The 9,883-nt window shown below is 72.2% G+C and carries 8 protein-coding genes; 4 read left to right on the top strand and 4 right to left on the bottom strand.

Annotated elements, in window-relative coordinates:
- Positions 1-136: 136 nt before the first annotated feature.
- Genes ABT245_RS45075 through ABT245_RS45085 form a run of 3 tightly spaced genes read left to right on the top strand, consistent with a single transcriptional unit; the run spans position 137 to position 2,846 of the window.
- Positions 137-829 (top strand): response regulator, encoded by a 693-nt coding sequence (locus ABT245_RS45075; protein WP_351746768.1) that lies wholly within the window; start codon positions 137-139, stop codon positions 827-829.
- On the top strand, positions 826-2,301 hold the full coding sequence (locus ABT245_RS45080; protein WP_351746770.1) for a sensor histidine kinase: 1,476 nt from the start codon (positions 826-828) through the stop codon (positions 2,299-2,301). The genes ABT245_RS45075 and ABT245_RS45080 overlap by 4 nt, the downstream gene beginning before the upstream one ends.
- On the top strand, positions 2,298-2,846 hold the full coding sequence (locus ABT245_RS45085) for a hypothetical protein (protein WP_351746772.1): 549 nt from the start codon (positions 2,298-2,300) through the stop codon (positions 2,844-2,846). The genes ABT245_RS45080 and ABT245_RS45085 overlap by 4 nt, the downstream gene beginning before the upstream one ends.
- Positions 2,847-2,875: 29 nt before the next feature.
- Here ABT245_RS45085 and ABT245_RS45090 read toward each other — a convergent pair whose 3' ends face one another.
- The 3 genes from ABT245_RS45090 to ABT245_RS45100 all read right to left on the bottom strand — a co-directional run bounded on the left by ABT245_RS45090 (position 2,876) and on the right by ABT245_RS45100 (position 8,330).
- Positions 2,876-4,558 (bottom strand): glutamate--cysteine ligase, encoded by a 1,683-nt coding sequence (locus ABT245_RS45090; protein WP_351746774.1) that lies wholly within the window; start codon positions 4,556-4,558, stop codon positions 2,876-2,878.
- 116 nt (positions 4,559-4,674) lie between these two features.
- Positions 4,675-6,366, bottom strand: a complete 1,692-nt coding sequence (locus ABT245_RS45095; RefSeq protein ID WP_351746776.1) for a HupE/UreJ family protein — start codon at positions 6,364-6,366, stop codon at positions 4,675-4,677.
- Positions 6,363-8,330 (bottom strand): hypothetical protein, encoded by a 1,968-nt coding sequence (locus tag ABT245_RS45100; RefSeq protein WP_351746779.1) that lies wholly within the window; start codon positions 8,328-8,330, stop codon positions 6,363-6,365. The genes ABT245_RS45095 and ABT245_RS45100 overlap by 4 nt, the downstream gene beginning before the upstream one ends.
- A gap of 1,067 nt (positions 8,331-9,397) precedes the next feature.
- On the opposite strand from ABT245_RS45100, the gene ABT245_RS45105 reads away from it, so the two are divergent.
- On the top strand, positions 9,398-9,610 hold the full coding sequence (locus ABT245_RS45105; RefSeq protein ID WP_351746782.1) for a hypothetical protein: 213 nt from the start codon (positions 9,398-9,400) through the stop codon (positions 9,608-9,610).
- Here ABT245_RS45105 and ABT245_RS45110 read toward each other — a convergent pair.
- Positions 9,607-9,883 (bottom strand): hypothetical protein (locus ABT245_RS45110; RefSeq protein WP_351746784.1); only part of this gene is annotated, 277 nt, incomplete at its 5' end. The genes ABT245_RS45105 and ABT245_RS45110 overlap by 4 nt on opposite strands.

Here is a 9,883-nt window from a genome sequence, read left to right on the forward strand (position 1 = left end):
CAAAAACGTCCGCTCTAAAAGTGCACGTCAGAGCAATCTTGAGATGCATTCATCCCCGGCGTGAACGCCGGGGCTTTCTGCAAGGAACCCGGTAACAGTTTTCCGGCCGGGCGTACGGCGTACCGATACTGGGCCCATGCCACGTGTACTGCTGATCGAAGACGACCGCGCCGTCCGCGAGGGCGTCACCCTGGCCCTGCGCAGGCAGAGCCATGATGTCGTCGCCGCCGGGACCGGGGAGGAGGGGATGGACCGGCTTCGGTCCTTCCGGCCGGACATCGTCGTCCTCGATCTGATGCTGCCCGGCATGCCGGGTCTTGAGGTGTGCCGCGGCATACGGGCCGTCGACCAGACGCTGCCGATCATCATGGCGACCGCGCGGGGCGACGAGGTGGACATCGTGGTCGGGCTGGAGGCGGGCGCCGACGACTATGTGGTCAAGCCCGTGCAGGCGCGGGTGCTCGACGCGCGCATCCGCGCCGTACTGCGCCGGGCCGGCGGGACGTCCGCCGACCCCGCCCTGCCGAAGATCGACACCTACGGGGAGCTGGCCGTCGACCGGGCCGGGCTCGCCGTCACCCTGAACGGCGTGCCGATCCCGCTCGCCCCCTCCGAGCGGCGGCTGCTGCTCACCCTGTCCGCCGCACCCGGCCAGGTGTTCAGCCGGCAGCAGTTGCTGGAGGCGGTCTGGGAGCACGACTACCACGGCGACGCCCGCCTGGTGGACGCCTGTGTCAAACGACTGCGCACCAAGCTGGACGAGCCGCCGCGCGCGCCCCGCTACATCCATACCGTGCGCGGTTTCGGCTACCGCTTCGCCGCCCGGTGAGGGTGCCCCGGCTGCGCGGTCTGCGGCCACGCCTGGTGGTCGGCTTCGGGCTCGTCGCCACCGTCGCCGCCACCACGACGGGCGCCCTGACCTTCCGGGAGGCGCGCACCGGAGTGCTCCAGCAGAGCCAGGACGCCGTGATCAGACAGCTGCGGACCCAGGTGAGCCAGCGCGCCCCCGAGCTCGGTTTTCCGCCCGACCGGTCGGCGTTGCAGCGGTTCGCGTCCGACGTGGCGGCCGCCGAGGGGCAGGGCCACTGGCGTGTGCTGGTCGCGTTCCGGGAGTTGAGCGCGGCCTCCGTCCCCGGCGACCGCTTCGAGGAGCTGACGCCGGCCGTGCGGGGGGCCGTCGGGTCCAGCCGGGCCACGGTCTTCCAGCGGGTGCGCAGCAACGGGCGCACCTCACTGGTCGTGGGCATGTCTGTCACCTTCGGCCCCCCGGACGGGCGAGAGATGTCGTCCGGGGTGCAGGTGTTCCTCGTCGTCCCGCAGACCACCGAGCAGGCGTACGTCGACGCCCTGGTCACCGCCGTCGAGCGCGCCCTGGTACCGGCGCTCGTCCTCGCCGTGGTGCTCGCCCTGCTGGCCGCCCGTGGTGTGCTGCTGCCGGTGCGGGCGCTGCGGCAGGCCACCCGCAGTATCGCCCAGGGCCGCCTCGACACGCGGCTCGCGGTCAACGGCTCCGACGAACTCGCCGATCTGTCGCACACGTTCAACGAGACGGCCGCCGCGCTGGAGGCGTCGGTGGCGGAGTTGCGGGAGATGGAGGCCCGGGCCCGCCGCTTCGCCGCGGATGTCTCGCACGAACTGCGCACTCCGCTGGCCGCCATGTCGGCGGTCACGGACGTGCTGGACGAGGACGCCGCCCGTCTCGATCCGGACACGGCCACCGCGGTGCGGCTGATCAGTGAGGAGACCGTGAAACTCGCCTGCCTGGTCGACGACTTGATGGAGATGTCCCGGTTCGACGCGGGCGCTGCGGTGCTGCACCTGGACGAGATCGATCTCGCCGAGTCCGTCCGGCGTACGCTCGCCGCCCGCGGCTGGTCCGAGTCGGTACAGACGGAGCTGCCGCCGCCCGACGCGCTGCGCGGTCGCGTCGATCCGCGCCGCCTCGACGTGGTCGTCGCCAATCTGGTCGGCAACGCCCTTGGGCACGGCGCCCGTCCGGTGCGGGTGCGCCTGCACGCGCGCGACACCGCCGGGGCCGAGCGCCTCGCGGTCATCGAGGTACGGGACAGCGGGCCCGGCATCCCCGACGACGTACTGCCGCATGTCTTCGAGCGGTTCTACAAGTCGGACGGCGCGAGGACCCGCTCGGAGGGCAGCGGGCTCGGCCTGTCGATCACCGCCGAGAACGTCCGGATGCACGCCGGCACCGTCCGCGCGGCGAACCATCCGGCGGGCGGCGCCCTGTTCACCGTGGAACTCCCGCTGCGGCGGGACGACATGCCCGAGGAGAACCGGACATGAAGGCCACCCGCCGGCTCGTGCCGCTGCTCGCGCCGGCGCTCTTCGCGCTTACCGCCTGCGGGATTCCCGCGACCGGGGTGGTGCAGGCCGGCGGTCCGGCGAGCGGGATCGTACCGGCGACACCGGTGTACTTCGTCCGGGACGGGGCGCTCGTCGCGGTGTCGCGCACCACCCCCAGTCCCGGGGACGTCCGGGCGGCCGTGGAACTGCTCTTCGCCGGACCGACGCCCGCCGAAGGGCTCGGGAGCCTGTCCACCGAAGTGCCCGGCGCACCGGCCGCCGTGCCCCCGGCACCGGGCGGGGCCTTCGCCGTACCCGGGAAGACCCCGGCGGACACCCCGACCGTGTCGGTGAAGGGCGACACGATCACGGTCCGGCTCCCCGGCGGCATCGACAGGCTGTCCCGCCTCGCGACGCGGCAACTGGTCTGTACGGCCGCCGCGGCGCACCGCATCGGCACACCGTCCGCCGACACGGTGACCGTGACCATGTCCGTCGGCCGATGGCATGCGAGGGCCACGGACGGGAACTGCCCCGGCGGGTGAGCGCGGGTCCGCACGGGGCGCCCGCTCGGTCAGCTCGTCTCCTCCGGCTCGGAAGCGGACGGCGCGGAACGGAAGAACGAAGCACAGTCCGCTCCGGGGGCATGGCCCGGACCGGCCGGGGTTTCGGGGGCGTGGCCCGGACCGGCCAGCGCTTCGGGGACATGGCCCGAATCGGCCAGGGTCTCGGGGACATGGCCCGGACCGGCCGGAGTTTCGGCGGCGTGGCCCGGACCGGCCAGCGCTTCGGGGACATGGCCCGAATCGGCCAGGGTTTCGCGGGCATGGCCCGGATTGGCCGGGGTTTCGGGGGTGTGGTCCGGGTCGGTGAGGGTCTCGGGGGCATGACCCGGACCGGCCGGGGTTTCGGCGGCGTGGCCCGGACCGGCCAGCGCTTCGGGGGCGTGGTCCGGACCGGTGAGGGCTTCGGGGACATGGCCCGAATCGGCCACGGTCTCGGGGACATGGCCCGGACCGGCCAGGGCTTCGGGGGCGTGGCCCGAATCGGCCAGGGTCTCGGGGACATGGCCCGGATCGGTCGGGGTTTCGGGGGTGTGGTCCGGGTCGGTGAGGGTGAGGTGGTCGACGAGCCCGTCCAGGCGGCCGGTGCCGCGGTGCACTGCCCGCTGGCGGTCGGCGGCGCCGCCCTCGTCGGCGAGCCGGTCCAGCCAGGCGTTCACCAGCGCCCGTTCGCCGGGGTCCGGCAGATGGGGCCCGAGCAGGCGGCGCGCCGTCTCCATCTGCCGCACGACCGGGGTGGCCGCGGGGGCCGAGCCCCCGATGAGGTCCAGCAGTGCTCCGGTGACCCCTTCGTGCGCCGCCTGCCAGCAGGCGGCGACGAGCACGTCCTGCTCCACCCGCGGCGGGAGGACGCCCGCACGGACCGCGGCGCGGGCGCGTACCACCACGGCCCGCACCACCAGCGCGTAGGCCACCGTCTCGGCCACGGTCGGCAGTACGTCGGCGACGCGGACCTCGACGGTCGGTACATGCCGCGAAGGGCGGGCATACCAGTAGACCATCCCCGGGTCCAGGGCCGCACCGCTGGCCACGAGGGACCGGACGACCTCCTCGTAGTGTTCGGCCGAGCGCAGCACGGGGGGCGGCCCGGCCGTGGGCCATCGGCGCCAGAGCATGGTGCGCCAGCTCGCGTATCCGGTGTCGGCGCCGTTCCAGTAGGGCGAGTTGGCGGTCAGCGCGAGCAGCAGCGGCAGCCAGGGGCGCAGATGGTTGACGACCGCGACGGCGGTGGCCACATCCGGCACTCCTACATGTACATGACAGGAACATACGCCCTGGTCGCGTACGAGCGGCCCGAAACGCTCCAGGATGCGCCGGTACCGCGGCTGTTCGCGCAGCGGCGGTACCTCCGGAGGATCGTCCTCACCCCCCGGTCCGGTCCGCCCGATCGGCGAGGTTCCCGAGGCGAGCAGCAGACACTCCGCTTCCCCCGCGGCCCATGCGGCGGCCCCGCGCAGCCGCACGAGTTCCCCGCGGAGCTGGTCCCCGGTGCCGCACACACCGCTGACCGTCTCCACCATCGCCTGGGAGATCTCCGGCACCAGCTGTTCGGGCCGCAACCGCCGGCGGCCGGCCTCCAGCACCTGACTGCCCCGCCCCACGGGCCGGTACGCCTTGCGGTCCAGGAGCAGAAACTCCTCCTCGACGCCCAGCGTGACCGTCTCGCGTAAGTCTCCCGGTCCCGAGCTGTCCACCCGGCCTCCCCATCGTCATCGTCGGCACACGGCACGGTCGGCACCATGTGGAGTGCAGTGGTGACTCAGTGCTACCCGCGGCGGGGACGGCTCACGACTGTTCGGGACGGCGGGCGTCAGGCGCTGACCGCCACCCGGTCCCAGAGCCAGTAGAGGCTGACGAGCACGATGGGTGCGGTCAGGGCCGGCAGCACCCAGCGGTGGACCGGTGAACGGCGCAGCAGGAGCAGCAGCGGGAACACCACGAGGATGATGCCCAACTGCACCGCCTCGATACCGACGTTGAAGCTGAGGAGCGACAACAGCAGTTCCCAGGACCAGCGTTCGTCGATACCCAGCGACCCGGCGAAGCCGAGGCCGTGCACGAGACCGAAGACGAAGACGATGGGCAGTCGCCGGCGCGCGGTGTCCGTGCGGTCGCGCAGCCGGAAGGCGGCGATCGCGACGACGGCGATGGACGCGGCGATCACCGGCTCCACCAGTTGGGCGGGCACATCCACGACGCCGCACGCGGCCAGCAGGAACGTGATGCTGTGCGCGGCGGTGAACGCGGTCGCCGTGAGCGTGATGTCCCGCAGACCGCGCGCCCCGATGAGCAGCGAGAGCAGGAAGAGGATGTGGTCGAGGCCGAACAGCAGGTGCTCGGTGCCCAGCCAGAAGAACTCCCGGACCTGGTGGGACTCCTGCCCCTGGGCCGCGGCGGCGGTGACGGAGGGGTCGGTGACGGTGAGGATCCGCGAGCCCCGCCCGCCGTCGATGTCGTAGTGCACGATCGTCCTCGTGCTGTGCACGAAGCTCTCGGCGTCGGGGAACAGCGCGCTGGAGACGGTGACCGGCCCGGTGGCGCCTGCCGGGCAGATGAAGGCGAGGGTGAGTACGGCGTAGGGGCGTGCGCCGCGGACGCGGATGTCCACGGCGCCCACGGTGCGGGCCGTGCACGTCGCGTCGTCCCGGGTGGTGGAGCCCGGCTTGAGGTTCCGCCAGGTCACCGAGGCGACCTCACCGGATGTGACCTTCGTGCGCCCGACGACGCCGACCGGGTCGTACAGCGCGACCGAGTCGGTCCGGAACGTCGTCTTGCGGGAGTTGAGGTCGATCGGCAGCACCATGTTGTCCTCGGTGCCGTCGTAGCGGTGGTCGGTGTCGTACTCGGTGGCGCCGAACTCGTCGAGCAGCGGCGAGTAGGTGTCGACGGTCAGCTCGGAGCGGGCCACGTCGAACTGGAGCAGCCGGAAGAAGCTCGCACCGAACTGGAGTTGGTCCTCGGGCTGGTAGCCGCCGATCTCGGTGAGCCCGAGCCGGGGGAGGACCCGTTCGGCGGCGCCGCGGGCGCTGGTCACGACGTCCCACTGGCCGGTGTCGTTGTTCCACGCCCGCAGCGAGGCCAGGCGCTCGGGGTCGATGACGCCCTCCCAGCGCAGCACCGGCTGGTCGACGTGGCTCTTGACCTGGACGTCGAACCGCTGGAAGGTGACGTCGGAGGAGGACGGCGCGGTGAGCGTCCTGCCGTCGGCGGGTGCGAGATGCGCGGCCTTGACCTTCTTCTCGCCCTTGACCTTCAGTGTGGTCGGGACGGCGGTGGCCGTGCCCTGGTACACCCGGTTCGGGGTGAGGATCTCGGCCTCGGAGAATGTGGCGGTCACATCGCCGCCGTCGGGCTCGGCCACCTTCGCGGACAGCGTGACACTGCGGCCGGCGTCGGTGGTGCCGGACGCAGGGGTCAGCTGTGCGGGGGTGTCCGGGATGCCGGCTGAGGTGAACTCCACCTCGCGGGTGCCGGTGTTGCCCAGGGAGTCGGTGGCGGTCACAAAGAGCGTGTGGCCCCCGCGGACAGGCCGGGCCCGATCTCGGCACCGGCCTTGACCGCCTTGCCGTCGAGCTTGATGTCCGGGCCGTCCACCACGCCGGAGAAGTCCTTCATCTGCACGCCGAGCACGACCGACGCGGTGATCCGCTGACCGGCCTTCGGGGTGCTGCTCGCGACCTCGGGCGCCGAGTTGTCGGTGACCAGGACACGGGTGGCCGTCCTGCCGGACTTCGAGGTGGCGGCCAGCGTGTGCCGCCCGTCCTTGATCTTCGCGGTGTCGAGGTCGGCGCGGACGCCCTTGGCCGGGCCGTCCACGAAGAACTCCAGGTCGACCTCGGTCAGCGGGTTGACGTTGTCACCGCAGTTGCCGTCGCCGAAGCTGTAGGAGCCCTTGACCATACGGCCCTCGGCGGTGCCGCCGAGGGGGGTCAGTGTGATGCCGGACAGCGCGAAGTCGTCCCGGTTGTCACCGCACGAGGTGGCGTAGGTGCCGGTGACGACGTCGACGGTGTTCCAGCCGGGCACCAGCCACTCGTTGGGGAAGGTCAGGTCGACGTGCCGGCTGACGTAGTCGGCGTCCAGCACGAGCTTTTGCCCGTTGACCAGGATGTGGTTCTGGTAGCGGGCCTCGATCGAGTTGCTGCCCACGGTGAAGCCGAGGGTGGCGTCGCCGGAGCCGAGCGTGTCGGTGACGGCGACGGCCGGGGCGTCGATCGTGTAGTGGAGTTCGGCCTCAGGCAGACGGTCGGTGGCGCTGCCGCAGGCGCCGTCGCCCATCGCATAGGACGCGGCGATGTCCTTGCCGGTGACGGTGGCGCCGTCCAGGGCGAGCCGCAGACCGGAGATGTCGAAGTCGTCGCGGTTGTTGCCGCAGCTCTCCTTGTACGGGCCGGTGACGACCTTGACCGTGTTGTCACCGGGTACCAGGTACCGCGCGGGGATCGCGATGTCCACCCGCTGGCCGGCCCAGGTGCCGCCGAGGTCGATCCGCTTGCCGTTGACCAGCAGGTGGTTGTCGTACTTGTCGTCGAGCGAGTTGGCGCCGACGTCGAAGGAGAACGTGGCCGCGCCGTTGCCCAACTGGGGTGCGGAGACCGGCTTGTCGCCGTCCACGGTCAGCGAGGACAGCTGGGCGTCGGCGCCCGCGGGGAAGTCGGCGAACACCGACTGCCCGCCCTTGACCAGCGTGCCGTCCTTCGGCAGCAGCCGGGGGGCGCCCGCCGGGGCGTTGTTGACGGTCACCTTGTTGGTCACCGTCTTGCGCGAGGCGGTGGTCGCGGTGATGGTGTGCTCGCCGTTGGCGAGTTCCGTGGTGTCCAACTCGCCCTGCAGGCCGGTGGTGCCCTGCGGGTCGCCGAGCACGAAGAAGCTGAGCGTCGCCTCCGTCAGCAGCGCGCTGTTGGAGCCGCAGTTGCCGTCGCCGAAGGAGTATGTGTACTCGTTCTCCTCGCCGTCCGCGACCTCGCCGAGCAGGGTCAGCTGGATGTCCGACAGCACGAAGTCGTCGTGGTTGGTGCCGCAGGAGGTCTCGACGGTGCCGGCGAAGATCTGGATCTTGTTCTCGCCCTTGACGAGGTGTTCGTTCGGGATCTCGATCGTGCCGCGCTCGTTGACGAGGTCGCCGATGTCCGCGCGGTATTCGCCGTTGACCAGCACGTGGTTGTGGTAGCGGGCCTCCGTCGAGTTCGAGCCGACGTCGAAGCTCAGCCGGGACACCCCGACCGTCTTCTTGGCGTCGATCGCCTTGCCGTCGACGGCGAGCCGCGTCACGGAGTCGCCGGCCAGGGTCGGCGTGGCCGCGGCCTTCTGGGTGCCCTCCAGGTACGAGCCCTCGCCGGGGGTGAGGGTGGGCAGGGTCGTCGCGTTCTGGCTCGACGGGTCCTTCTTGTCCGTGGCACGCCGGTCCGAGTCGGTGTCGGCGTACGCCACCGTCAGGTTCCCGCCCACCAGGACGAGCGCGGTCAAGGCGGCGCCCGCGAGCCGCTGCCCGCCGGATCCACCACCCTGCCGTCTTCGCCGCAGTGTTGGCCGCAGTGTTGGCCGCATCAGCAGCCGTCCTTCCTGATCGCTCCGAAAGTGAAGGGCATACCCTGAACCAAACCGGGCATGCCCATGGCGGATCCTGGGCTCCTCAGGTGAACGCCGGTGGTTGGTCTGTGGACGATCAGCGCAATGATCTTCCGGATCATGGCTGCCGGACCACCCGACACGCTATGAGCCCAACGGCGTTCACCGGCCGCCCGTCGGGTCCGGTCGGCGAGGGCCGCCGGGCCGGGCGGCGGGGCCGGCCGGTGCCCCAAGGCCCGCGGAGCACCGGCCAGGCGAACCGGCCGGTGGGCATGCCCGTGGGCGAGCCGGGAGCGGACTACGAGAGGTCGGCCGGTGTTGCTGGTGTGCGGCGTGGACGACAGCCGGAGCCGCCGGTCCCGGCGCCCCGGCAGGAGAAACGGCCCAACGGCCCTGTGGTCGTAGGCGTCCCGAGGGGCCGAGCACCGAGGGCGAAGCCGGTCATGGCGTGCGACGCAGCGGTCAGAGCGAGGGGTGGGGCCCGCTCAGCGACACCCGGATCGGCCTGGCAAGTACCCGGCCGCCGGGGGGCGGTTGCCGAACCGCCCCCTCGCGGACACCGGGCCGCCGCAGCCGGATACCGGCTCGCCCCCTCGCGGACACCGGGCCGCCGCAGCCGGATACCGGCTCGCCCCCTCGCGGACACCGGGCCGCCCCGGACGGATACCGACCCCCCCATCACGGACACCCAGCCGCCCGAGGCGGATGCCGGTCCGCGCCATCACGGACACCCAGCCGCCCCGGGCGGATACCGCCTCCCCCCGTCACGGACAACCGGCCTCTGGAGGCGGATGCCGGCCCGCCCCATCACGGACACCCAGCCGCCCCGGGCAGATACCGCCCCCCTATCACGGACACCCAGCCCAGGCGGATACCAGCCCGCCCCCTCGCCGACACCCAGCCTCCGCGGGCGGATACCGCCCCCCTCTTCACGGACACCCGGCCGCCGGCGGCTCGTGGCCGCCGTGTCCCTCCTGAACGGCGGCCGCTGCATGGGCGGACAGCGCCCTCGGATCGTGGACGCGGCGTCAGAGCGGACAGGTGGGCGCGGCGTGGGCCTGCTCGGCATCAAGTGGACCAAGCGGGACCGCGGGGCCCGGCAGGGCGCGCTGCCGCCGGGTCCTTCCGGCGACCGGGGCACCCTAGGGGACGACCCCGACAACGTGCCGTGGCGCTAGGGGAGTTCGTCGGGGATGTGCCGGGGTCGCAAGCCCTCCCCGCCGACGATTTCGGCGGGCGGTGCGGCACCGGAGGATGGCGCCACGATCTGGACGCCGATCTTCTTGAGGAGCCCCCGTATGCAACCGCTCGGCCGCCGCACCGTCCTCGCCGCCTCACTCGCCGCGGCCGTCGCGGCGGCGAGCCCGGTTTGAAGGTCCTGGAGATCGGGTCGGGCGGGGTCAACGCCGCCTACCTTCAGGAACTGGTGGGCAGCCAGGGAGGGGTCACGA

The sequence above is a fragment of the Streptomyces sp. NPDC001508 genome (assembly GCF_040298665.1).
Lineage (GTDB): Bacteria > Actinomycetota > Actinomycetes > Streptomycetales > Streptomycetaceae > Streptomyces.